Source organism: Polyangium sp. 15x6, from assembly GCF_029960785.1.
GTDB lineage: Bacteria > Myxococcota_A > Polyangia > Polyangiales > Polyangiaceae > Polyangium.
Genome location: NZ_JASBQE010000015.1, coordinates 151813 through 176717, shown reverse-complemented (window position 1 = coordinate 176717; position 24905 = coordinate 151813). Strand labels below are relative to the sequence as shown.

Sequence of the window (24905 nt, the reverse complement as noted above, 5' to 3'; positions counted from 1 at the left end):
CGCGCCCGCGGCCGATCCCGCGCCCGCGCCTGCGCCCGCACCCGAGCCTGCGCCCACGCCCGAGCCTGCGGCCGCGCCCGAGCCGCTCCAGCTCGCCGAGGTCCCGATCTCGGCCGACCCGGAGCCGCCGCGCCCCGCGCCCGCGCGTCCTCGCCCGTCGAACCGCGCGGCCAAGAAGGAGGCCGCGGCGAGCAGCAACATGGTCGCGGCCGTCGCGCAGGCGGACAAGCCGAGCGTCACGCCCGCCTCGGGCGACAAGGCTTCTGCCGGGGCGAACAAGGTCGTCCACGCCGACGACGTCGCGCACGTCGAGCCGACCGAACCTTCGCACGCCGAGCCGGCATCCAAGGACAAGGACGAGCAAGCTCGTTTGAGGCGCAAGAAGAAGACCCGCATGGCCTCCAAACCCACCGAAGGCGGGCAGGGCTCGAAGCCGGCGAACAAGACCAAGTAAGCGTCAAGCTCCCAGGGCGGCGCTCATTTTGCTCGATCGCGCGCCGTCACGTTGTATACCGCGCACACTCGATGGCCCAGATTGCTCCGCCCGCCGTGGGTGAAAACCTCGTCACCTCCGGCCCGCCGCACCGAGCCATTCTCAAGCTCGCGCTACCGACGGTCGGGGCGATGCTCACGCAGAGCGTCGTCAACGAGATCGACATCGTCTTCTTCGCGCGGCTGCCCTGCCCGGAGTCGTCGAACGCGCAAGCCGCGCTCCTCCCGTCGCTGATCGTCCTCTGGCTCTTCGGCGGCTCGCTCTCCGCGATCTCCGTCGGCACGCAGGCCTTCGTCGGCCGTCGCTTCGCCGAGAAGAACCACGAAGACGCGGGCGCGGTCCTCTTCAACGCCGCGCTCTTCGCGCTCGTCGCGGGCGTCATCTTCTCCGCGATCGGCTACCTCGCCACGCCCTACATCCTCGGCGCGATCATCAAGGTCGAGGGCGCTCGCACGGCGGCGGACGAATACCTGCGCTGGCGCTTGCTCGGCGTCACCTCGATGGCGACGACCTTCGCGTTCAAGGCCTTCTTCGACGGCATCGGCAAGACGCACATCCATCTCGTCTCGGCCGTCGTGATGAACGCGCTGAACATCGTGCTCTGCTTCCTGCTCATCTTCGGCAACGCCGCGCTCGGCATCCCGAAGATGGGCATCGCAGGCGCGGGCATCGCGGGGTTCGTCTCCACGTACGTCGGCCTCGCGATCATGGTCGGCTACGCGCTCCTGCCGCAGTTCCGGAAGCTCTACGCCCCGTTCCGCTGGAAGAACCTGGACCGCGGGCTCACCTGGTCGGTCCTGAAGCTCTCGATCCCGAGCGGCGTGGCGACCATCGCAGTCATGACGGGCTTCGCGCTCTTCGCGATGATCGCGGGCAAACTCGACGAGGTGCACCCGATGGGCGTGGTCTCGGCGATGTGCCCGGGCGGCAAAGCCGAGCCCGTCAACGGCGCGGCAACCACGGTGATCGTCGGCGTCCTCAAGCTGACGTTCACCGCGTGCCTCGCATTCGGCACGTCCACGGCCACGCTCGTCGCGCAGTCACTCGGCGAGCGCAACGGCGACAAGGCCGAGATCTTCGGCTGGACCTCGGTGCGTCTGGGCCTCCTGATCTTCGGCGTCGTGGGCCTCTGCGAGGCCGTCTTCGCCCCGCAAATCCTCGCATTCGTCACGCACAGCGACGTCGTGCGAGACGTCGCGCTCGGCCCGATGCGGGTCATGGGCATCTGCACGCCGATCATCGCGATCGGGATGATCCTCACGCAAGCACTCTTCGGCGCAGGCAACTCGCGCTTCGTGATGATCGTGGAGCTCGTACTCCACTTCCTCTGCCTCGTGCCCCTCGCATGGCTACTCGGCATCACGCTCAACCTCGGCCTGATGGGCATCTGGGCCGCCGGCGTCGTGTACGCCGTGCTCCTCGCAAGCGTGATGGTCTTCAAGTTCCGAAGCGGCGACTGGAAGAAGATCGCACTTTAGGCGTCGCGCTGGGGCGTTGCCCCAGGCCCCACCGGGGCTATCCGCCCCTGGACCCGGACCAGCGCAAGCGCTGGACCCGGGGTCGATGAACTGCGCTCCGCGCAGTTCATCGAACAGGCCAGGTCAAGACCAGCCACGACCCTGCCCACCAAGAAGGCAGCGCTGACGCTTCAACCGGCAACGTGTCGCTGCGTGCGACGACCTCCGTGGTCTTGTCACGGGCCCGTTGGAAGAACTGCGCATCGCGCAGTTCTTCCACCAAAGGTCCAGCGCTTGCGCTGGTCCGGGTCGAGGGGCGGACAGCCCCCGCGGGGTCCGGGGCAGCGCCCCGGCTCGGCGGCTCAGCTCAGCTCAGCGCCCGAACGCCGAGCCCGTCCACCGATACCGGACCGGGCTGAGGTTGCTCCAGGGGAGTAGCAGCGGCTCGATGCCGCCGACTGCGCTCGTTTCTTGCGCGAAGGGGTAGGTCGCGGCGGTCCATTCGGTTGCCTTGCCCGAGGCGAGTTCGATCTCCACGAGCTTGCCGGCCTTCACGAATCGGTGGGCGCCGCTCACCTTCTTCTTGCCGATCGAGCGCCCGATCTCTGCGGCGAACACGCGCTTCAGGCCCTCGCCTTCGACCTTGTAGACGAGCAGCACGTCGCGATCGACCGTGCCGCTGCCCGAATCTAGTGTCGCGTTCGAGTGCAGCGTGCCTTGCACGATGATCTCGGCCTTGCCGTCGCCGGTCAGATCCATCGCGCTCACCTCGGTGATGTCCGTGCCCTTCGTGAATTGCGAGAGGGACAGGAACGAGTAGCCCGTACCGCCCTTGAATCCCTTGCCGAAGATCACGAGGTCCCGATCGTGGAGCAGCACCGTCTCGGCCTGCTTGTCGCCAGAGACGTCGGCGGACACGTTGAACCGCGGCTTGCCCGTCACGCTGCGCTCTTTCTTGTAGAGCGCGTACACCTGCTCCAGCAGCTCTCCGGCGCTCGGGCCCTTGGGCGCCTCGGGCTTCACCGTCTCGCCGGACGGCTTGGAGACGGCTGCGGGCGGAGGCGTCGCGGCTTGCGTCGCCTCGCCGGCCTTCGTGAACGCCTTGCCGTTCCACTTGTACGTTCGCGACGCGATCGTCTCCCAGGGCAGGAGCACGGGATCCATCGTGTTCTCGCGCGGCTCGTTGTAGCTCCCCGCGTGGAACTCCTTCGCCTTGCCCGCCAGGATCGTGATGGCGACCTTCGCGCCGTCGTTGTCGAAGCGAACCTCGTTCTCGACCGCGCCCTTCTCCGACACCACCGCGATCTCGTGCTGGAAGAGCGTCGCCGGCACGTCGGACTTTCCGAACTGCAACACCTGCAGGTACTCGCGGTACTTCTTCGACGTCCCGAGACGCTTGCGCAGGATGAGCTCCGCCTGCCCGTCGCCCGTCAGATCCCGCGCCTCGAACGAGGGCAACATGCCCGCGGAGACGTCTACGCCGAGGTCGTTCCAGTAATACTCGGTGCCTTTGCGGAACGTTGGGCCGAGGACCACGAGGTACCGATCCCACACGAGCACGCGCTCCTTCAGCGCGTCGCCCGCGACGTCCGCGATCAGGTTGAACTTCGGCGCGCCGCGGACGCTCTTCTCCTTGAGCAGCCCCTCGGCGAGCGCCTGCTCGCTCTCGATCGACACGGGCGGCAGCGACTCGTACTTCGTCGAGGGCGCCGTGCCGATCGAGGACTCGAGCGTGCTGCCCGTGTCGGCGTCGTGCACGTGGATGGCGCCGCGCAGGCCGACGCGGGTCGTGGCGGCGGGGGGGAAGGCGGTCCAGGGGATTGTCGCTTCGAGCGTCCAGCCGCCGCTGCGCGGGGCCTCGATGACCTTCGCGCCCGTGATGGCCTTGCCTTCCTTCGTCTTGGCCGCGCCGGGGGATTTGCCCGGGTCGCCCGGGTAGAGGAGCACCTCGTGCACGACGCCGCCCGGGAAGCCGAGCGTGAGGGCGACGTGGTCGCCGCCGCCGCCGCGCAGAACGTCGTCGGTGACGTCGACGGCGACGAAGAGGCTCGTGCCGTCGTAGGAGAGGGCGGCTTTGGCTTCGAGGTCCGTCTTCGACGGCTTGCCCTTGGTGGCGTACGAGAGCGCCATCAACGAGGGCCACTCCTTGGGGACGCCGTCGAGCTTGATGGACTTGGCTTCGACGAGCGCAGCGCGCACGGCCGACCCTTCGGCGGCGGCGGGAGAGGTGGCGAAGAAGGCCCCCGCGAGGGCGGCGAGGGCGGTGAGGGCGGAGCCGAAGCGAGCGCGGTGGGGCGTCATGAGCAGGTTATGGACGGGGGTAGGGGACCTTTGTTCACCGGGTGTTGAGGCCCCGCGGAGGCGGTTGTTCCCGCGAAGATACCCGGGCGAAGTGGCGAGCGGGAGGCGGTCAATCGTGTGTCCAGGGGGATGGAACGTTTGAACGGTGGTTGGTCACCGTGACGCGTGGGTGTTCGAACGTTCGAGGGGGGGACGGGAGAACGTGACGCGAGAGGGATCGAACGGTTGGAGGCGCGCGCGTCAGCTTGGACCGAGGGGGGTCGAAGGGTTGGAGACGCGCGCGTCACCGTGACGCGAGGGGGGTTCGAAGCTTTGAAGGGGGGAGGGGAGAGCGTGACGCGCGCGTGGTCGAAGGGTTGGAGACGCGCGCGTCACTGTGGATCGAGGGGGCTCGAACGCTTGGAGACCCTCGGTCAGGCCTTTCGCGGTCGGATCGCCCGATCGATCGCCTTGGCGACCTCCACGGCCGGCACCACGAGCGCGGACAGCACCAAGAGGAGCATCCACTCGTTCGGCGACATCGCGTAGGTCCGGAACACCGGGCGCAGGCTCGGCACCAGGATCGCGACCAGGTGGATCGCCGCGCTCGCCGCGCACGCGAGGAGGAGCGGGAGGCTCACGAGCGGCTTCGACGAGAACGCCGAGAGGATCGGGCTCCGGCAGCTCCACGCGTGGAAGAGCGGCGAGAGCGCGAGCAGCGAGAAGGCCAGGGCCCGCGTCTGCAAGAGGCCCGTCTCGTCCTGCGGCGACATCACGTAGAGCGCCACCGCGGCGGCGCCCATGATCCCGCCGACGTAGAGGATTCCGAGGTAGTCGCGGCGGTTCAGCAGGCCCTCGGCCGTGTCGCGCGGCGGCTCGCGCATGAGGTGCGGATCCGGCGGATCGATGCCCAGCGCCAGGGCCGGCAGGCCGTTCGTGACCAGGTTGATCCACAGGATCATGAGCGGCGTCAGCGGCGGCCACTTGCCGAAGAACGACACCACGAACACGGCCACGAGCAGGCCCATGTTCGACGACAGCAAGAAGAAGATGAACTTCTGGATGTTGCGGTAGATCGCGCGGCCCTCGCGCACGGCCTCGACGATCGTGGCGAAGTTGTCGTCCGCGAGCACGAGGTCCGCGGCCTGCCGTGCGACGTCCGTGCCCCCGAGGCCCATCGCCACGCCGATGTGCGACTCGCGCAGCGCCGGCGCGTCGTTCACGCCGTCGCCCGTCATCGCCACCACGTGCCCCTTGGCCTTGAACGCCCGCACGATGCGGAGCTTCTGCTCGGCCGTGGTCCGCGCGAAGACGCGCAGGTGCTCGACGCGCTTCGTGAGCTCCTCGTCCGTCATCTTCGCGAGCTCGGAGCCCGTGATCGCCTCGTCGCCTTCGTCCCAGAGGCCGATCTCCTTGGCGATCGCCGTCGCCGTGAGCTTGTGATCGCCCGTGATCATCACCGCGCGGATGCCCGCCGCCTTGCACGTCGCGACGGCCTCCTTCACGCCCCCGCGCGGCGGATCCATCATGCCCACGAGGCCGAGGAACGTGAGCTCTCGCTCGACGTCGCCGTCCTCCGCGGAGTCCTTGCGCACGCGGCGGCAGATCGCGAGCACGCGCAGCGCCTGCCCGCTCATCTCCTCGGCGACGTGGGTGATCGTGCGCCGATCCTCCTCGGTCAGGCCACGCACGCCGTCGTCGCTCGCGTACTTGACGCAGAGCGGGAGCAGCACGTCGACGCTGCCCTTCACGTGCGCGATCTCGCGGCCGTTCTTGTCGCGCGTGATCACGGTCATGCGCTTGCGGTCGCTGTCGAAGGGCAACTCGTGGACGAACTGGTGCGAGGGAGCGACGGACTCGCGGGCGAGGTTGCCCTTGGCCGCGAGCGCGAGCAGCGCGCCTTCCGTCGGATCCCCGACGATGCGCCACTTCTTCGTCTCCCTGTCCTGCTCGAGGTGCGCGTTGTTGCAGAGCGCGGCCGTCGAGAGCGTGTACGTGAGCGGCGCCGGGAGCCTGTCGAGGTCGAGATCGATCTCGCCCTCGTGCCGGAAGCCGCCGTGCGGATCGTAGCCCTCGCCCGTGACCTGGTAGCGCTTGCCGCCCGCGTAGACGACACGCACGGTCATCTCGTTCTGCGTGAGCGTGCCGGTCTTGTCCGAGGCGATGACCGTCGCCGCGCCGAGCGTCTCGACCGCCGGCAGCTTGCGCACGATGGCCCCGCGCCGCGCCATACGCTGCATGCCGAGCGCGAGCGTGATCGTGGTGATCGCGGGGAGTCCCTCGGGGATCGCGGCGACCGCGAGGCTCACGGCTTCGAGCAAGAGCTCGTGCCACGGCCGCCCGCCGCGCAGAAAGCCCCAGCCGAGGAGAACGGCCGAGAGCACGAGGCAGACACGCAGGATCGTCGTGCCGAACGATTCGAGGCGCTCTTCGAGGGGCGTCTTCGTCTCGCCGACGGAGCTGATCATCTCGCCGATCCGGCCGAGCTCCGTGCCGCTGCCCGTCGTGGTGACGACGGCGCGCGCCTTGCCGCGCACGACCGTCGTCCCCGTGAAGACCATGTTCACGCGATCGCCGAGCGGCGCGTCGGCCCCCACCGGCGAGAGCGCGTCCTTCATCGAGGCCGTGCTCTCGCCCGTCAGCGCCGCCTCTTCGGTCGCGAGGTCGATCGTCTGCACGAGCCGCGCGTCGGCCGCGATCGCGTCGCCCGCTTCGAGCTCGAGGAGATCACCCGGGACCACCTCCTCGGCCGGGATGACCCGGACCTTGCCGCCGCGACGCACGCGCGCAGCCGGCGCGCTGAGCTTCTGCAGGGCGTCGAGCGCAGCCTCGGCGCGGCGCTCCTGGTAGTAGCCGAGGAACGCGTTGAGGATGACGATGAGCAGGATCGCGATCGCGTCGCCGAAGCGGCTCAGGAACCCGCCCTCGTGGTCCGTGAAGCCCACGACGACCGCGATCGCGGCGGCGGCGAGGAGCGTCAGGACGAGCGGGTTCGCGAACTGCTCGAGCAGCCTTCGCAGCGTGCTCTTCCGCGGCGGATCGGGGAGCCGATTCTTGCCGTACTTCTCGAGCCGCGCCGCGGCCTCGGCTTCGTCGAGCCCGTCGATCGAGCTCGCGCCGAGCCGACCCAAAAGGGCGTCGATGTCCTCTGTGTAAACGGGCCCGTCCTTCCCCGCGGTCGCTGGCGGCTGCGCCTTGCTGGCAGGCGCGCGCTGCTCCGGGGGAGGGCGGACGGATCCCGTGCCCGTCGTCCCAGCTTCACTCATGGCAGGTACTACTCGACTAGCGCTTCATGCGGGCTTGCTCGCGTTGCTCTTCTGCTTCGAGCTCGGCGAGCGCGGCGGCGAGCTCGTCTTGCTCGGCCTGCGTCGGCGGGGCGGGGGCCGGGCCCGCGACGCGCACCTGCGCGGGGGCGACCTCCTTCGGCGGCTCGGGCGGCGCGACGCCCATCTTGCGCTTCAGCGCGAGCAGCTCGTCCTCGGCGCCCTGCGTGGCCTCGAGCTGGCCGAAGCGGTGCGCGAGCGTGTCGCCGGTGTACTGCTCCTGGATCTCGCCCGCGGCCTCGGCCTCGGCCTCGATCTGGTCGATCTTGGCCGACATGCGATCGAACGTCTCGAAGGCGGAGGCGTTGTTCAGGCCGGACAGCGTCTCCTGGATGGCCTTCTGCGCCTCCGCGCGCTTCTTGCGCGCGATGAGCACGTTCTTCTTGCGCTTGGCCTCCTCGATCTTGTTGTTCAGGAGCTTCAGCGCGGTCTTGAGCTGCTCGACCGCTTGCTTCTGCTTCTGCCACTGATCCTTGAACGAGGCGTGGAGCTGGTCGTGCTCCTTCTTCCGGGCGAGCGCTTCCTTCGCGAGATTGTCGTCGCCGGCCTTGATCGCGAGCATCGCGCGCCGCTCCCACTCGGCGGCGTTCGCGGCCTCTTGCTCGGCTTGTTTCGCCAGCCGCTTCTCGTCCGCGATCGAGACGGCCACCTGCTTCTTCGCCTCGATGAGCTGGTTGGACATGTCGATGACGACCTGGTTCAGCATCTTCTCGGGGTCCTCCGAGCGGCTGATGAGGTCGTTCAGGTTCGACTTGATGAGGGTGGCGAGTCGCGCGAAAATTCCCATCTCGATTGGCCTCTCGTCCGAGAACTGGTCTCGCGAGCTAGGTGAGCTAGGTGGTGGCGAGATCGTGGAGCGTCGGCACGTGCTGCGCCAACGCGAGATCGAGGTCGCTCAGCGTGGCCTCGAGCTCGTTGAGGTCGAGGTTGTCGAGGGGCAACGCGGCCGAGAGCACGACGGTGTGATCGGCGATGCCGTAGGCGGCGTGCATCAGGTCCGTCGCGTTGTACTCGAGCAACCGACGAAACAGCTTGTTCTGGTGCTCGGGATCCTTCGGCAGCGGGCCGATCGCCACGCGCACGGCGAGGATCGGCGGCGCCACGCGGATCGCGATCGGCGGCTTCTCCGCGCCTGCGGAGACGAGGTAAGTCCCGCCGTCGATCTCGAAGGGGCGGTTCAGTTGCAGGAGGAAGCTCTCTACGTCCTCGGCGGTTCGCGGCATGGCCGGCCGGAGCGTACAGGCAGTGCAAGGCAGGGTCGAGGGGATCCGAACACTTTTCCGGTGCCCGCGCGAGCAAGCGTTTCCCGAGAAACAAGCGCCGCGTTTCTCCCTTCCAATATCCGGGCCTTCGCTGGTACGGTCTTTCTTGCAGGTCAACGCTTGGGGACTACGCTCGGATGACCCGAGCTTCGCCCCCAAACCCCCGGTCCGTGGCGATCCACCCTGGCGACATCCTCGCGGGCTACCGAGTGACCCGCCTCCTCGGCCGCGGCGGTATGGGCGAGGTGTGGGCTGCTCGCAGCGATACGACCGGGCGTGAGGTGGCCATCAAGGTGCTCCTCGCCCGCGCCGCCGTGAAGCCCGACCTCGTGCAGCGCTTCCAGCGCGAGGCCAAGATCGCCTCGGCCATCCAGAGCCCCTACGTCTGCAGCCTGCTCGACGTGGGCCAGACGCCCGACGGGGCGCATCTGCTGGTCTTCGAGCGGCTCGACGGTGAGAGCCTGGCCGACCGGCTGAAGCGCGAGCAATACCTGCCGTTCACCGAGGTCTTCCCGATCATCGAGGACGTGCTCTGCGGGCTCGGCGCGGCCCACGCGGCCGACGTGATCCATCGAGATCTGAAGCCCGGAAACATCTTCCTCGAGCGCACGGCGCACCCCGAGCGGCCCGAGCGCGCGAAGATCCTCGACTTCGGCATCTCGAAGCTCAAGCGCGGCGACGGCGAGCAGAACGAGCCTACGCTCACGGCCTTCGACGCGACGCTGGGCTCGTTCGCGTACATGGCCCCCGAGCAGGTGCGCGGCGCGGCGCGGGCCGATGAACGGGCGGACATCTACGCGGTCGGCGCGGTCGCGTTCCGCGCGCTCTCGGGGCGGCTGCCCTTCGAAGGGACCACGGCGGCGCTGCTCGTGGCGATGAAGCTCGAACGACAAGCGCCGAGCCTGGCCGAGGCGACCGGCGACCGCTGGCCCGCGGGGATCGAGCGGTTCCTCGAGCGCGCGCTCGAGCGCAAGCGCGAGAACCGGTTCGCCTCGGCGCGCGAGGCGCTCGACGCATGGCGCACGCTCGCGCCGGGCGGACGCGCGATCCAGCCGCCGCCGCCGCCGCGGGCGCCGGAGCCCTCGTCGCTCAACCTCGCGCCGCCCGATCCGCCGACGGTCGCGGACGAATCGGAGGCGGCGGGGAGCCAGGACGATCTGCCCACGTGGGTCGATCATCCGCCCACGGAGACGGTGGACACGCCGCTGCTCGGGCAGGCGCCCGACGTTTCCTTCGAGCCGGGGCGAGGACGCAGGACCGGCAGGTGACGAATCGGGTGACGCCGTGAACGACGCGACCGTCCTTTCACGAAACAAGGTCGAAGTCCGCGGAGGCCGCATCAAGGCCGGCAAAGCGGGCTGGGTGGAAGTGGGCACCGAGCCGGTGATCGTCGGCCGCAACGCCCAGTGCAGCATCGTGCTCGACGACGCGAAGATCAGCGCCGTGCACGCCGAGCTCGTGGCCACCGAGCAGGGCGTGCGCGTGCGGGATCTCGGCAGCCGCAACGGCACGTTCGCGGGCGGCGTGCGCGTCGGCGAGGTCTTCCTGCTCGCCGCGTGCAAGCTCCGGCTCGGCGAAACCGAGCTCTCGTTCGAGCCGGCGCGCCCCGAGCGGATCACGGTGCCCGCGATTCCGGCTTTCGGCCCGCTCGTCGCGCAGAGCGCCGGCATGCGCGGCATCTTCGAAAAACTCTCCAAGGTCGCGCCGACGGACCTCACCGTGCTGATCACGGGCGAGACGGGCACGGGCAAGGAGGTCGTGGCGCAGGCGATCCACCAGGCGAGCGCGCGCGCGAAAAAGCCGTTCGTCGTCGTCGACTGCGGCTCGATCCCGTCGAGCCTCGCCGAGGCGACGCTCTTCGGCCACGAGCGCGGAGCGTTCACGGGCGCGGTCGACAAGCGCCTCTCGCCGTTCGTGGAGGCGGAGGGCGGTACGATCTTCCTCGATGAGCTCGGCGAGCTTCCGATCGAGGTGCAGCCGAAGCTACTCCGCGCGCTCGCGGAGCGCCGCATCAAGAGCGTGGGCGGCTCCTCGTACCGCGACGTCGACGTCCGTGTGCTCGCGGCGACGCGGCGGGATCTCGTGCGGGCCGTGAATACCGGCGCCTTCCGCAGCGACCTCTACTTCCGCGTGGCGCAGGTGCGCGTGGAGCTGCCCGCGCTGCGCCAGCGGCTCGAGGACATCCCGGTGCTCGTGCGCCGCATGTTGCGAGATCTCGGCGGCGATGAGGGCTCGTTCGATCGGGTCAGTAACTCCACGCTCGAGCGGCTCATGCGCCACGACTGGCCGGGCAACGTGCGCGAGCTGAAGAACGCGGTCGCGGTGGCGTATGCGCTCGGGGGCGAGGGCGAGGAGCTCGACGTCGCGGCGCACCTGGGAGCGCTGACGGAGATCCACGAGCCGCACGTCGCGGGCCCGCCGCCGTCGAGCGCAGGCGGGCCGGTCTCGACCGGCGCGGGCGCGTCGTTCAAGGGCAAGGCTTTCCAGGAGGCCAAGCACGACGTGCTCGCGCGGTTCGAGCGCGAGTACTTCGCGGCGCTCTTCGACGAAGCGAAGGGCAACATCTCGGAAATCGCGCGCCGCGCCGGCATGGAGCGCGCCCACGTCCGCACCTACCTCAAACGGCACGGCATCCACGGCAAGACCGAGGGCGGCGACGCCTGATCGGCCACCACCCGCAAATCACTCCCCTTTGCATCGGCCGCATCGCGGCCGATGCACCAACGGTCCAGCGCTTGCGCTGGTCCGGGTGCAGGGGCGGATAGCCCCTGCTCGGGCCCGGGGTGAAACCCCGGCGCAACGCCGTGGAGCCCCCTCCGCGCAGCTGCGCTGAAAAACGACGGAAGCGCACAGGAATCGAACCTGCCCAGGACAGCGGAACTGCCCCGCACCGATTTTGAAGACCGGGGGTGGCACCAGCCGACCGCGCGCTTCCACCTGCCCTTCTAGCGGGTTTCTTCGCGCAGGGCTACCCTCGCCCCGTGCGTCGCTTCGTCCTCGGCACCGCGGGTCACGTCGACCACGGAAAGACCACCCTCGTCCGCGCCTTGACGGGCATCGATACCGATCGCCTGCCCGAGGAGAAGCGGCGCGGCATCACCATCGAGCTCGGCTTCGCGCCGTGGAGCCTCGGCGACGGCATCGAAGTAAGCATTATCGACGTCCCGGGCCACCGCCGCCTCGTGCACACCATGATCGCCGGCGCGATCGGCATGGAGGTCGTGATGCTCGTCGTCGCCGCGGACGAGGGCGTCATGCCGCAGACTCGCGAGCACATCGCCGCCTGCGAGCTACTCGGCATTCGCCGCGCCGTCGTGGTCGTCACCAAGATGGATCGCGTCGGCGAAGAGCTCGCGCGCCTTGCCGGCGACGAGGCCGTCGAGCTCCTCGCCGACCGCATGCAGGCCGAGGTCGTCCTCTGCTCGGCGCGTACGGGCGAGGGCCTCGACGCGGTACGCGACGCTGTCAGGCGCGCCTTGACCGCGCTCCCGCTGCCTGCCGCCGCGCCGCGCGCGCGCCTCGGCGTCGACCGCGTCTTCTCCGTGCGCGGCGCTGGCACCGTCGTCACGGGCACCCTCGTCGAAGGCAAGATCCCGCTCGGCGCGCCCCTCTTCGTCGTCGGCACTGGCCGCGCGGGCGAGCGCAGCGCCGAGGGCGAAGTCCACAAGACGAGCGCGCGCGGCCTCCACGTCCACGATCGCTCCGTCGACCTCGCCGAGGCCCCGACCCGCCTCGCCTTGAACCTCGCGGGATTGCCGCTCGAATCCGTGCACCGCGGCGACCTCGTCACCGACGATCCCAGCGTCGTCCCCACGCGCCGCATCGACGTCTCGCTCCGCGCCACGGCCCCCGTGCGCGGCGGCATGAGCGTCTCCGTGTACATCGGCACCGCGCGCTCCTCGGGCAAGCTCGATCTCCTCGGCGAACCGCTCGAGGACGGCCGCCGCCTCGCTCGTTTGCGCCTCGCCGACGCGCTCGCCGTCGTCGGCGGCGACAGGTTCGTCCTTCGCGGCTCCGACGTCGACGGCCCTGCGGGCGCCGTGCTCGGCGGCGGCGAAGTCCTCGACGCGCGCCCGCCCCAGAGCCTGCGCAGGCGCGGCCGCGCTGCGCGCCTCGCCGTCCTCGAAGCCCTCTTTGCCTCCCGCGATCCGCAGGCCGTCATGCGCGCGCTTGCCCTCGAAACCTCGCCGCGCACGCTCCCGCGCGACGCCTTGCCCTCGCGCTTCTCCTTGCCTGCGGCCGAGCTCGAACGCGCGGCGGACAAGCTCGGCGACAAGGGCGAGCTCGCGCGCATCAAGCGCCTTGGCTGGGTGCCTCGTGCTGCGCTCGTCGAGCTCGCCGTGGAGGCGCGTGGGCTCGTCGTTGCACATCAAAAGAAAAACCCCCTCGATCGTGGCATGGTCCTCGAGACCTTGCGCGCGCGCCTCGCTGCGCGGGCCGGGGCCGAGGCGGCCGACGAGATCATCAAGCTCGCGGCTTCCAAGAGCGGCAGCGTCGCGGGCGAGCCCATCGTCGTCGAGGGCGACGTCGTGCGCGCGCCGGCGGTCACGGCTGCGTCGGCTTCGGGCGCGCTCGGCGCGCTCGGCGCGGCGCTCACGGCGCTGGAGAAGGCGCAGCTCAAGGGGTTGACCGAGTTCGGCGTCAAGGAGGCCTCGGGCGCTTCGCCCAAGGAAGTGAAGGCGATCCTGGCGAAGCTCGTGCGCGAGGGGCACGCCATTCACGCCGGCGAGCTCTGGTTTTTCCGGGCGAACATCGACGCGCTGCGGACCCAGGTGAAGGAGCACCTCGACAAACACGGCCGCATGTCGATCGCCGATTTCAAGGATCTATCGGGCCTCGGGCGGAGGCAGGCGATTCCGCTCCTCGAATTGTTCGATCGGGAGGGAGTCACGCGGCGCGAGGCCGATGACAGCCGGGTGAGGGGGAAATGACGTTCCAACGTCCGAAGGTTCGCTCCGTCGTATTCTTGTGCGTGAAAAACTCCGCGCGTAGCCAGATGGCCGAAGGTCTCGGGCGCGCCATCTTCGGGGACGACATCCGCGTCCAGAGCGCGGGCAGCGAGCCCTCCCACGTGAACCCGTGGGCGATCGAGGTTTGCCGTGAGATCGGTATCGACCTCCGCGGACACACCTCGAAATTCGTGGGCACGATCGAGCCCGACTCCGTGGACACGGTGATCCGCCTCTGCGACGAGGAGGTTTGTCCGGCGACCCTGGGCGACAAGCAGCACTATTACTTGCCGATCGAGGATCCCGCGAGCGACGATCCGAGCCTCGGCCGCGAGCAGATGCTCGCGCGATTCCGACGCGCGCGCGACGAGATCAAGGGGCAACTCGAGTCCCTCGCGGCGCTCCTCGACCGGACCTGAAGGGCCGCCGGAGCGCGGCCGCGAGGAGCGTCAGGAAAAACCAGCCGGCACGTTCGCCCGTGCCTCGGCGAATCTGGCAAGCGCCGCCGGAAAGGCGAACGGCTTCGTCCGCGGGGGCTTCCGCATCTGCCTCCGCGTCCGCCGCCGCATCCGTGCCCGCCTCCGCCTCTGCGTCCGCGCCCGCGTCCGCATCCGGACCTGCGTCCGCTTCCGTCATGCATTGGCCGTCCACGCATGCCGCGCCGCCGCAATCTTTGGGCGCTCCGCTCGTGCACACGCCTTCCACGCACGTATCGAAGGCCGTACACGCGTCCCCGTCGTCGCAAGCCGTCCCCGTGAGCAGCGTGCACGCCCCGTCCGCGCTCGCGCCCGTGGCCATCGAGCATGCATCGCACATGCCGAGATCACACGCGCTGTCACAGCAGACGCCATCCACGCAAAAACCACTCGCGCACGACGCGCCCGTGGTGCAGGCCTCCCCATTCTCGCTTTTCAGGACGAACACGTACGCCGAGCCCGCGTTTGTCCCGGTATCGTCCTCCAGATACGCGCCGACGAACGCCGTCTCCCCTTCCATGGCCACGGAAAACCCGAAGGCGTCGCCCGCCGTCCCGTCACCCGCCACGAGCAGGAGATCCTCGATCCATCCGGCCCCGCTCTCCGTGAACACGTAGGCCGCGCCCGCATTCGACCCCTTCGTATCGTCGAGGAGCGCGCCCAGGATCACGCGACCTTTCGTGATCGCCACGCTCGTCCCCAGCCGATCGTCCGAGCCGAGCCCCGCCGGCACGAGTTTGCCCGCCTCCGCCCACGTGAGCCCGGCGCGCGCGAATGCATACCCTGCTCCCGCGTCGCCCCCGGCCGCATTCGCGAGCGGCGCGCCCACGATCGCCGCGTCCCCCTCGATTGCGACCGCCGAGCCGAATGCGTCCCCCGCCTGCCCATCCGCCGCGAGGAACTTCTTTTGCTGGCTCCACACCGGCCCCGCGCCCACGAACACGTACGCCGCGCCAGCATCCGCCCCCGCGTCGTCCTCCCCCGGCGCGCCGGCAATCACCGTCTTCCCTGACAAACCCACCGACGCCCCCAACCGATCCCCCGCCTGCCCATCCGCCGCGAGGATCTTCTTTTGCTGCGTGAACACGCCCCCATTCTCGCCGAATACGTACACCGCCCCCGCGTCCGCGCCTTTCGTGTCCTCGGCCGGCGCCCCCGCGACGAGCGTCCCGTCCGCGACCGCGACCGCCTGCCCCATCGTATCCCCCGGCTTCCCGTCGCTCCCGAACAGCTTTTGCTGCTGCGTCCAAACCCCGTTCGTCCGGGCGAACACGTACACGACGCCCGACGCCGGCACCCCGCCGTCGCCCCTCGGCGATCCCACGACGGCCACGTCCCCGTCGATGTCCACCGCGTGCCCGAACCATTTGCCCGGCCCGCCGTCACTCGCCACGAGCTTCTGCTCGAACGTCCATACCTCGTTCGTCCGGACGAACACATACGCCGCGCCCGCGTCCGTGCCTTTCGTGTCCTCGTCGGGCGCTCCGACGATGGCCGTGTCCCCCGAGAGCGCCACGGAGAAGCCAAAGAAGTCGCTCGGATCGCCGTCAGGCGCCAAAAGCTCCATCGCCTCGGTCGCGACGAGCGCCGCAGAGGCGCGAGCGACGTGCTCCGGCGCCACGGCGCCCAGATCGCAGGCGGCGAGGGGCAAGAGCACGGCGAGCCAAGCGGAGGTCGGAGGGCGGGGCGGCTTGGGCATGGGGGCCGGTATCGTATCGCCCCCGCGCGCCGGAAGGGCGTGGACAATGCCGCCGCTCACGTGCGAAGGTCCCTGCCCGAAAGGGAGGTCATCATGGCGGAAGTGAAGCGGCTGGGGAGCCTCGGGAACGTCGCGGCGGTGCAGGAAGCCCTCGCGCAGGCAGACGCATACAAGGAAATGCTCGAGCGCGAAGCCGCCGCGAAGGCCGAGGCCGAAGCCCGGCACGCCGCCGAGGAGGCGCACGTAGGCGCCCAGATCGGCGCGCTCGTCGAGGCCGCGTATCTGGTCGCCTCCGCAGACGGACGTTACACGAGCAGCGAATCCGATCGGCTCGTCGAGCGCGTCGGCGCACTCACGGAGAACAAGTTCGCCGCAGACCATCTCGCCGCCATGGCAAGCGAAGCCCAGGGCCGCGCCTCCGAGGGCATCGACGCCCGCGCCCGCGCCATCGCCGAGCTCCTGCCAGATCCGGAACTCCGCCGCGCGACCCTGCTCGTCGCCTCCGCCGTCGCATGGCTCGACGGCGGCGTCGGTCAGAAGGAAGGCCTCGCGCTACAGTCCCTCGCCCGCGCCTTCGGCTTCTCGATCGACGAGCTGCACAAGATCATGGGCCAGGCGCACGGCTGACCGCCGCGCCGGGGCTCTGCCCCGGACCCCGCGGGGGCTGTTCGCCCCTCGACCCGAACCAGCGCAAGCGCTGGACTCGGGGTGGAAGAACTGCGCGATGCGCAGTTCTTCCAACGGGCCGGTGGCAAGACCTGGGACAGCGTTGCCTGTCACGGCGGTCTTGGTTGGCAGGGTCGTAGCTGGTCTTGCCTCGACCTGTTCGATGAACTGCGCATCGCGCAGTTCATCGACCAAGGGTCCAGCGCTTGCGCTGGTCCGGGTCCCGGGGCGGATAGCCCCGGGTGGGGCCTGGGGCAACGCCCCAGCGACGCGCCTCCTCAACCGAATGCCGGCTCGAACGCGGCTGCGCGCTCGCGTCCCCAGGCTTCGCGTTCGGCCTTGCGCGTCTCGTAGAGGCCGAGCGAAGCGATCGGGAAATAGCTCCGGTACAGTGTGTAATGCAATAGCGCCGTGCGGAAGAAGAGGCCGGCCGGCTCTTCTGCGGGCCACGTGCCGTCGTCGCGCTGCGCGGCGGCGAGGAACCGCGCGCCCCGATCGATCGCGTCCCAGTCTGGATCCTTTGCTTCGAGTAGCGCCGTGAGTGCCCAGGCCGTCTGGATCACCTGGCTCCGATCGTTCTCGCGGTATTGCCCGCGGAGCGCGCTCTCGTGGTGCTCGCCCCAGCCGCCGTCCGGCCGCTGCCGCGCCTTGATCCACGTGCACGCCTTCCGAATGGCGTGGTCGTGCGGCGGCGCGCCTGCCGCGAGCAGGCCCCGCACGCCGAACATCGTCCCGTAGATGAAGCACACGCCCCAGGCTGCCGGGAACGAGCCGTCCGCGTGCTGCAGCGCGCGCAGGCTCGCCGCGGCGCGGCGGATCGCGGAGTCGACCTCGTTCCGCAGGAGCTCCGGGTAATGCTTCTGGAAGGCCGCGAGCGCCGCGATGCACGAGGCCGTGCATTCGGCGTACGCCGCTTCGCTCATGGAATCCCCGAACATCTCCGCGGGGTTCAGCCATTCGAGGGGCATCATCGTCCGGCGCGCCTCGTAGCTGCCGAACGAGCCGTCCGGGTTCTGGCACCGGAGCACGAACCGCACCGCTGCCGCCATGTCCTCGGCCGAGGCGCGCGCTTGCGGTGATTCCAGCCGCGCGAGCATCGCCTCCGCCGTGCAATCACTCACCGGCCAGCCGTGCCAGACCCCGGCAAAGCAATACCCGCCGCGTGGATCGAGCCGGTCGTGCGCTGCTGCGTCCCCGACCACCTCGCGGATCTGTTGGTCCTCCAAGAATCGATCCGCCCGCGCGAGCGCCTCGGAGACGTCCACGTGCTTCGATGCGGCCACGAGCGCCTGCGCCGCGAAGGACGTATCCCACGTCGCGCTGCGCGCCCCGGCGACCCGCACGCCGTCCGTGTCGTCCTCCCAGATCCAGCCCTCGAACCGCTCGAGCGCGAGCATCGCGTCCGGATCCTTTGGATCGTTCATCCAGAGCGCCAGGATCCCGAGCAGCCCGCTCACCGGCGACAATGCGGTATGGCCACTCGCGCGCAGATCGTAACGCACCTCCTCGCGGAGCGCCGCGAGCAGTCCGGCCCGCGATTTCGGCGTCCGGATCCGATCGACGACCTCGAACGCCTGATAAGCGAATTCGACCGCCAGGCTCGGCGGCGTCTGGAGCTCCGCCGCGCGCCTCTGCCGCCGCGCCGCCGAGAAATCGACCGCGCCAAACCCACCCGGGTAAAGCTCGTTCCGCAGCGCCCGCGTGATCGCCGTCTCGGGCGCGCTCCGCCGCGCGGCCACGAGCAGCGACATGCCGAGGTAGATGTACCGCGTGTGGCAATAATACTTCGACGGGTGCAGCGCCCACGATCGCGGCAAGAGCCACGCCTCGGGCAGCACCTTCGGCACGCCCTCCCAGCCATAAAGACCCGAGAGCGCGAGCCACAACTTGCCCCAGCTCGGGATCGCCGCCGCGCCGCCCTCTTTTCGGATGAATCCGAGCCCCTTGGCGACGAGCGGATCCTCCGCCGGCACGCCGAGCAGACGCGCCGCCACGTATACGAGCGTCGTGACGAACAGGTAGGGCTGCGAGAGCTCGTGCATGCCCCACGTTCCATCGGGCAGCCGCGTCCGCGCGAACTGGAGCAAGATCCGCTCCCGGCGCACCGGATCGATCGGCAAGCCCATCACGTGGCACGCCATGACGTACTGGGCCGCGAGCATCGGGTTCCAGATGACCTCGCCCTCCCACGACCCGTCCTCGGCCTGCTCGGCCACGAGCGCGCGCACGCCCCGCGCGAGCGCCGTCCGCGGCTCGAGCCGCGCTTTTCCGAGCCGCGTCGCGCGCTCCGCCGCCGGATGCTCGAGCACCTCCGCGCGCCCGGCCGCCGCCTTCAGCGCCGCGCCATATCGATCCTCGGCCGACCGCGGGAAATCCCGCGTCGGCTCGGCCGGCGTGAGGTGCAGCGTCGCCCGCATCAGCCAGCGCAGCCGCATGCCGAGCTCGCCCGCGACCTCCGCCGCGTGCCGCGGATCGCGCCGCACCACGCCGTCGCGCACGATCGCGCTCGACGCGCGGAGCAGCGCTTTCAGGAACGAACCACCGAAATGCAGCGGATTCGTGTCCTCGCACGAGAGGAAGCCCATCGTGCGCATCCGCTCCGCGGGTTGCTCGCGCCAGAGATCGTAGATCCCGCTGCGGATCGCCGCCGTCTCGTCCGACGTATCGGCGAAGACCTCGTAGAGCGCGACGGCGAGCATCTCCGGCGCGCGGCTCTGGATCGTGCGCCCGCGGCTGTAGGCGCGGAAGTTCTTCGCCTCGGCGAGCGCCACCGCGTCCTGGAAGCCGAGCGTCATGCCGAGCGCCGTGAGCGGATGGTGGTGACCCACCGCGTCGCCCACGAGCGCGAGCCCCTCGCGACCGTAATCGACGCGCGGGCGGATCTGGTTCGTCGCCCACGCGATCTCGCCGCTCTCGAGCGCCTTGCGGAACGCGCCCCGCAGCGCCTCGGGCAGGATGCGCGAGAACGCCTCCCAGAGCGTCGCCGCCTTGCTGCGCTGTACGCGCATCGACAGCGGCACGTCGAGGCAGAGCCGCACGTGCCGATCGTCGATCCGATACGCGAGCGCCGGCCCCGGCCCGCCGAGGAACACGTGCCCGTGCCCTTCGAGCGGCATGCGCACGCCTTCGAGCAAGAGCCCCGCCATGCGCGAGTACGTCGCCGCGCTCCGGTCGATCGAGAGCGCCGCGTGCGCCACGCCGCTGCGCCCGCTCGCGCCCACGACGAGCCCGGCGCGGACCATACGCGTCCCGCCGCCCTTCTGCTGGTACGAGAGGGTTTGATCGACGATGTTCGTCGCGCGCGACCCGGGCTGATAGTCGATGAGCGACTCGCCCATCGCGCGCTCGCGCAGCCGCTCGACGAGCCGGACGTGCTCGATCGCGTGGCCGACGTTTCCCGCGCGGTAGGGCAGCGGGATCGGGTTCGTGCCGTCGTCGGGGTACAGGACGAACCCGCGGCCGGACTCGTACGTCGCGCCGGCCTTGAGATCCACGCCGAGCCCGCGGAGGATCTCCACGGCGGGCGGGTGCAACCACTCGCCGGCGAGCCGCTCGACCGCGCGCGGATTCGACTCGAGCAAGAGTACCCGGGCGCCTCGCTCCGCGAACGCGAGCGCCGACACGCAGCCGACCGGACCTGCGCCGATCACGGCGATGTCGTAGTCGAGCCTCTCTGCCTTCCCATTCATGTTAAGGACCTCGTTCGTCATTCACAGCCGCGGCATTCACCGGCGGCACCCCTGAACTGGTCCCCCCCTGCGATCGCGAAGGCGATCGGACGCCCGGACAAACCGCGCGTCGTGACCGCCCCCTGGTCTCACGCGTTCACGGACGCGTGACGTGCGCCCCGCGCGACGCGGGGCCCTCGGGCACGAGCGCCCGACGGAAGAAATCGGCGTATGCGTCGTAAATCGCGCTTCGCACGCACGTGGGAACGAAGCCGAGCTCGCGCTCCGCCTTCGAGGTATCCGCGCGCCGCGGCGAGGACGCGGGCGACGGCGCGCCGGGCGGACGCTCGCCTCCGAGCATACGCGCCGCCGCGAACTTCTGCGCGAGCGACGTCCGCGCGAGCAAGCCCGGCACGGCGAACGGCGGGCGGCGCCGCGCGCTCGCTTCCTCGAAGAACGAGAGCAGATCGTCGATCGACACGAGCTCGGTCGCGACCACGTACTTCTGCCCTTTGCGCCCGCTCCGCATCGCCGCGAGGTGGGCCTCCACCGCGTCGCGCGTCGACGTGAGCAGGAGCGCGCCGCGCGCGAAGGCGCGGAGCCTCCCGTTCGCGTGATCCACGAGCGCCCGGCCGATCGCGCTCGGCCGCTCGTCGAAGGGCCCGACGAGCGTCGTCGGCGCAACCACGACCACGTCGAGCCCGTCGGCCACGGCCTTCAAGCATTCGTGCTCCGCGAGCGCCTTCGTCCGCGCGTGCGGCGAGTGCGCGGAGAACGGGTCGAGCGGCGTCGCCTCGTCGATCGGCGCGCCGCGCGTCTCGTCGTACCGCACCGCATCGAGCGAGCTCGTCACGACGACCCGCCGCACGCCGGCCTCGCGACATGCGCCGAGCAGCGCGCGTGTCCCGAGCACGTTTGTCTCGAAAAACGCCTGCTCGTCGCCCTCGGCCACCAGGGCCGCCGCGTGATACACCTCCGCGATGCCGCGCGTCGCTGCGCCGAGCGCGTCCGCGTCCCGCACGTCGCAGGTTACGACCTCGACGGGCAGCCCCGCGAGCGCCGCCGCGCCGCGCGCGCCCCGCACGAGCACGCGGACCTCCTTGCCCTCGGCGACGAGGCGCCGCACGAGGTTCTGCCCGAGGTGCCCCGCGCCGCCCGTCACGAGCACGCGCCCCTCGCGGGTCCGCGCGTCATTCCGAGAGGCCTCGCTTCCCGACGACTTCTTCGCATCCGCGCCGCCGCGGATCACGGTCATCGACGCGCGCCGCTCGGGCGGAACCGGCGGCCTCCGCGCGCGGAGCAACGGCATCGCCGCGCGACCCGTCCCGCCCGCGGGCGCGCTCGGCCTGGCCTCGCCCGCGCGGGCGAACAGGGCGGTGAGCGCGGTGTCGCTCTCGGCCGCGCGCCGCGCGCCGGCGAGCACCTCGGCCACGAGACGCTTGTCGATCTTCGGCTCGCGCCCGCGGACGAGCGTGTCCTCGCCGCGCTCCACTTCACGCAGCGTGGCGATCGCCAGCGCGAGCGGCACGGCGCAGAACGCGCGCACCTCCGCGCCCTCGCGGCCCGGCCAGCAGAGCGTGTACTCGACCGCGGCGTCGAGGTGCCTTCGCGCGATCGTGCACACCTCGGACACGGCCGCGAGCCCGTTCGCGCGCGCCTCGGGCGAGAGCAGTACGTCGCGACGAACCCCGTGCCGGGCGAGCACGTCTTCCGGCAGGAAACACGCGCCGCGATCGAGATCCTCGGCGACGTCTTTCAGCACGTTCACCATCTGCAGGCCGAGCCCGAACCGCGTCGCGCGGCTCCGCGCCGCTTTGCGGACCTCTTCGCTCGCCGTGGGCACCGTGCGCTCGAAGAGTGACGTGAGCAGCTCGCCCACCGTGCCGGCCACGAAATAACAATATCGCTCGAGGTCGGCCACGTCGCGGATGCGCGTCTTGCCTTCGGCGTCCGCGCGTCCCGCGTACTCGCGCATCCCCCGGCTCATCTCGAGCACCCACGGCCGGATCGCCTCCTGATCGGCCGCGGGCAGCGCGCGGTAGACCCGAAACACCGCGCCCGAGCCCTTGCAGAGCGCGCGATCGGCCTCGGCCATCCCGATGGCCTCGTCCGCGAATCGAGCCTCGAATTCGGTGAGAGTGCCCGCCTCGCCCCGCATGAGCGCGTCGAACGCGTCGAAGAGCGACACGCGGGTCTCGGGCGCGATCGGATTCGCATCCTCGATGCTGTCGACGACCCTGCAGAGGAGATACGCGGCGCAGAGGGAATCGGAGAGCCCCTCGGGCAACGACAAGATCGAGAGCGCGAACGTCCGGGAGACGCGCGGCAGCGTGCGGACGCAGAAATCGCGATCGGCGACCCTCTGCGCGGCGAGCGCCTCCAGGGCGGCGGCCATGGCCCCGCTCCCGTCCTCGGACAAACCAATCCGCAGCCCCGCGTCGCGGAGCCCAGAAACGTCATGCCTCGCCATTCCGTGCCGCTCCCTTACCGCCGGCGCCTCGTGGTCTCGGCTGTCAACGAAGTAATCGAAGAATCAGTGCCCAGTGTTTGTGTACCGCATTGCCGTTTCGATCGTTCGGCCCGATCGTCCGACTTTGCGGAGACGCGGTACATGGCGCACGAAGGGCAATCGTGTCAAGGGGCGCCCGCCTACGTTCACGTGCTTTTTGTTGCTGGGGCGGCGGGGCGCGAAGCCGTGTTCGCATCCGTCCGTCTCTCCGGTGTTGCTTTCGAGCAACGTCCTGTTCTCGCCCGACCATTGCATGTGTGGACGGACATGAGTACGAGGGGAACCTTGATCTGGGCTGCGCTCGTCGCCTCGCTCGCCTCTTGCGAGCGCGACGCGCCCACCATTTCCCGTGAACCCGAAGGCGCGCGTCCGCAAAACGCGACGCTCCTCCCGGTGCAGGCGGAGGAGCCGTTCCCCGCGCTCGGCTGTTACCAGCGCGCGCGGGATCGCACGATGCTCACGCAGCACGACGCCTATCTCCTGTGCACGGGCGCGACGTCGGATGCGCCGATCGCCTGCTACGAGCGAGCCGCTGCCGGGCTCATGCTCTCCTCGCAGGCGATAGTGCTCTGCCGCTGTGCCGAGTCGCTCGCCCCGATCGAGTGTTATGAGCGCGCCGCGCAAGAGACCACGCTCACGCAGCCCGACATCGTCGCGCTTTGCAGCGCGGCCTCGATGCAACGGCTCTACCCGAATTGCGCGCCGGTCCGCTGAACCTCACATACCGCAGCGCTCCCAGTGCGCGATCGTCGTCATCGCGCCCGTGCCCCCGGGCGACACGCGCGTGTATTGCACGACGATCGGAACGTCCGACTCGATCACGCTCGCGAAATCCGTTCCGATCGGCAGCGGCTCCGGGCCTTCGAGGTCCTGCCAGCGGACCCGCCGGCTCCGCTCGGGCAGGAGCGTGAGCCGGTAGGGCCCGGCCGGCACGCGGTGCTCGAAGTACACCATGATCTCCACGTGCGCCTCGTGCGCGGAGGCATTGAGCAGCCAGAGCACGTCGTTCGCGCCGTCGGGCTCCGCGTCGCCCGCCCGCTTCGCCAAGTGCCCCTCCGCGACCGACCACCGTTTGCACCCTGCCGGCTTGCTCATCCTGGTCCCCCTCCTCCGGGCGCTTCCGCCCCGAAAAACGCGGCCTGCAGAGCCCGTGCCGCCGAGGCGCGTTCCCTTCGCCCGAGCTTGCCTGTATGCTGCCTGCGAATGTTCGTCCGCGTCGGGATGGTCGCCCTCTCGCTCGTCCTCGGGACCGGTTGTCGGGACGAAAGCGTGTCCCCGACGAAGGCCCCCGAGACCGCGCCCTCCGCATCACCGCCCGCGAGCGCGGTCCCCACGCCCTCGCGTGCTGAAAGCGCCGCTCCCTCGCCCGCCGCGCCGAGCCTCCCTGCGCTTCCGGCCCGCAAAGTGCCGAGCAAGACGCTCGCGGACGGGAGCCTGCTCGGCGAGTTTTCCTTCGAGCGCGCGGCAGGCGACGAGGGCATGGCCTGGCTCGCCGCCGAGGACGCGTGCGTCGCCGCGGGCAAACACCTCTGCACGGCCACGCAATGGCAGGCCGCCTGCGAAGCCGATCCGGCCGTCTCCGCCGTCGAGACCTGGACCCTCACGCCCGAGCGCGACGCGGGGTTTTTGGTGCGCGGCGGCGGGGCGGGGTGTGGCCGGAAGACCGTCGCCCCCGGGGCGCAGGCGAGCCCGTTCCGCGCCGGCGCCTGCTGCACGCCCGCGCTCGCCGCGGCGGGCCGCGACATTCAGCCGGCCATGCTCCGGGCCATGGCGAAGAACGTCCTCGACCTCGAGCGGACCTTGAATGCGCGCCGCGCCTCCGCGCTCACGGGCTTCTTCGACGAGCGCGTGCGCGTCTTCCTCAAGGAAAAGTCGCGCGCCGAGGCGGTCGCCGTCTTCGAGCACGAGTTTGGCAAATATGAAGATTACGCGGCCGTGCACGAGCTCTGCGATTTCTCGGCGGCGGCGGACAATGAGACCTACACCGCCGATTGCCGCAAGATCACGCGGTTCGGCGGCAAGGTCGGCCACGTGCTCACGCGCTACGTCTTCGTGGCCGGCTCGGGCAAACTGCGCTCGATCACGGATCCGGCGATGTACCGCGCGTTCGCCGAACCTTGAAA

The 24905-nt window shown here is 70.2% G+C and carries 16 protein-coding genes, 1 tRNA gene and 1 pseudogene; 9 read left to right on the top strand and 9 right to left on the bottom strand.

Annotated features, from left to right (window positions below; all coding sequences use genetic code 11):
• Both QHF83_RS14055 and QHF83_RS14050 read left to right on the top strand, forming a co-directional pair.
• Nucleotides 1-454 (top strand): annotated as a pseudogene (locus tag QHF83_RS14055) (hypothetical protein); the annotation flags it as partial.
• 71 nt (nt 455-525) lie between these two features.
• Nucleotides 526-1971: an MATE family efflux transporter gene (locus tag QHF83_RS14050; protein WP_282418323.1), complete on the top strand. Its 1446-nt coding sequence runs from the start codon at nt 526-528 to the stop codon at nt 1969-1971.
• A gap of 351 nt (nt 1972-2322) precedes the next feature.
• Here the strand turns inward: QHF83_RS14050 and QHF83_RS14045 are convergent, their stop codons facing one another.
• The 4 genes from QHF83_RS14045 to QHF83_RS14030 all read right to left on the bottom strand — a co-directional run bounded on the left by QHF83_RS14045 (nt 2323) and on the right by QHF83_RS14030 (nt 8776).
• Nucleotides 2323-4251, bottom strand: coding sequence for a hypothetical protein (locus tag QHF83_RS14045; protein WP_282418322.1), 1929 nt, complete (start codon nt 4249-4251; stop codon nt 2323-2325).
• A 413-nt stretch (nt 4252-4664) separates the two neighbouring features.
• Nucleotides 4665-7496 (bottom strand): cation-translocating P-type ATPase, encoded by a 2832-nt coding sequence (locus QHF83_RS14040; protein WP_282418321.1) that lies wholly within the window; start codon nt 7494-7496, stop codon nt 4665-4667.
• A gap of 16 nt (nt 7497-7512) precedes the next feature.
• Nucleotides 7513-8340, bottom strand: a complete 828-nt coding sequence (locus tag QHF83_RS14035) for a PspA/IM30 family protein (protein ID WP_282418320.1) — start codon at nt 8338-8340, stop codon at nt 7513-7515.
• Between the two features lie 46 nt (nt 8341-8386).
• A complete protein-coding gene (locus QHF83_RS14030; protein WP_282418319.1) occupies nt 8387-8776 on the bottom strand; it encodes a CesT family type III secretion system chaperone in 390 nt (129 codons plus the stop codon).
• Between the two features lie 209 nt (nt 8777-8985).
• Between QHF83_RS14030 and QHF83_RS14025 the strand changes: the two genes are divergently transcribed.
• Nucleotides 8986-10083, top strand: a complete 1098-nt coding sequence (locus QHF83_RS14025; RefSeq protein ID WP_282418318.1) for a serine/threonine-protein kinase — start codon at nt 8986-8988, stop codon at nt 10081-10083.
• A 16-nt stretch (nt 10084-10099) separates the two neighbouring features.
• Nucleotides 10100-11479, top strand: coding sequence for a sigma 54-interacting transcriptional regulator (locus QHF83_RS14020; protein ID WP_282418317.1), 1380 nt, complete (start codon nt 10100-10102; stop codon nt 11477-11479).
• A 176-nt stretch (nt 11480-11655) separates the two neighbouring features.
• On the opposite strand, the gene QHF83_RS14015 is transcribed toward QHF83_RS14020, so the two are convergent.
• Nucleotides 11656-11750 (bottom strand) — tRNA-Sec (locus QHF83_RS14015).
• 46 nt (nt 11751-11796) lie between these two features.
• Here QHF83_RS14015 and selB point away from each other — a divergent pair.
• Together selB and QHF83_RS14005 are read left to right on the top strand one after the other, a co-directional pair.
• Nucleotides 11797-13746, top strand: coding sequence for a selenocysteine-specific translation elongation factor (gene selB / locus QHF83_RS14010; RefSeq protein ID WP_282418316.1), 1950 nt, complete (start codon nt 11797-11799; stop codon nt 13744-13746).
• Nucleotides 13743-14183, top strand: a complete 441-nt coding sequence (locus tag QHF83_RS14005; protein ID WP_282418315.1) for an arsenate reductase ArsC — start codon at nt 13743-13745, stop codon at nt 14181-14183. The genes selB and QHF83_RS14005 overlap by 4 nt, the downstream gene beginning before the upstream one ends.
• On the opposite strand, the gene QHF83_RS14000 is transcribed toward QHF83_RS14005, so the two are convergent.
• Nucleotides 14137-15939 (bottom strand): FG-GAP repeat protein, encoded by a 1803-nt coding sequence (locus tag QHF83_RS14000; RefSeq protein WP_282418314.1) that lies wholly within the window; start codon nt 15937-15939, stop codon nt 14137-14139. The genes QHF83_RS14005 and QHF83_RS14000 overlap by 47 nt on opposite strands.
• Nucleotides 15940-16032: 93 nt before the next feature.
• Here QHF83_RS14000 and QHF83_RS13995 point away from each other — a divergent pair, with 93 nt between their 5' ends.
• Nucleotides 16033-16566 carry a tellurite resistance TerB family protein gene (locus QHF83_RS13995; protein WP_282418313.1) on the top strand — a complete coding sequence of 178 codons (534 nt, stop codon included), beginning with the start codon at nt 16033-16035 and terminating at the stop codon, nt 16564-16566.
• A gap of 317 nt (nt 16567-16883) precedes the next feature.
• On the opposite strand, the gene QHF83_RS13990 is transcribed toward QHF83_RS13995, so the two are convergent.
• Nucleotides 16884-20294, bottom strand: a complete 3411-nt coding sequence (locus QHF83_RS13990) for a prenyltransferase/squalene oxidase repeat-containing protein (RefSeq protein ID WP_282418312.1) — start codon at nt 20292-20294, stop codon at nt 16884-16886.
• A gap of 136 nt (nt 20295-20430) precedes the next feature.
• Nucleotides 20431-22743 (bottom strand): squalene/phytoene synthase family protein, encoded by a 2313-nt coding sequence (locus QHF83_RS13985; protein WP_282418311.1) that lies wholly within the window; start codon nt 22741-22743, stop codon nt 20431-20433.
• A gap of 306 nt (nt 22744-23049) precedes the next feature.
• Here QHF83_RS13985 and QHF83_RS13980 point away from each other — a divergent pair, with 306 nt between their 5' ends.
• Entirely contained in the window at nt 23050-23496 is a 447-nt protein-coding gene (locus QHF83_RS13980) for a hypothetical protein (protein ID WP_282418310.1), read from the top strand.
• Nucleotides 23497-23499: 3 nt separating this feature from the next.
• Here the strand turns inward: QHF83_RS13980 and QHF83_RS13975 are convergent, their stop codons facing one another.
• Nucleotides 23500-23877 (bottom strand): sensory rhodopsin transducer, encoded by a 378-nt coding sequence (locus QHF83_RS13975; protein WP_282418309.1) that lies wholly within the window; start codon nt 23875-23877, stop codon nt 23500-23502.
• Nucleotides 23878-23985: 108 nt separating this feature from the next.
• Between QHF83_RS13975 and QHF83_RS13970 the strand changes: the two genes are divergently transcribed.
• On the top strand, nt 23986-24903 hold the full coding sequence (locus QHF83_RS13970; RefSeq protein WP_282418308.1) for a hypothetical protein: 918 nt from the start codon (nt 23986-23988) through the stop codon (nt 24901-24903).
• The last annotated feature ends 2 nt before the right edge of the window (nt 24904-24905 follow it).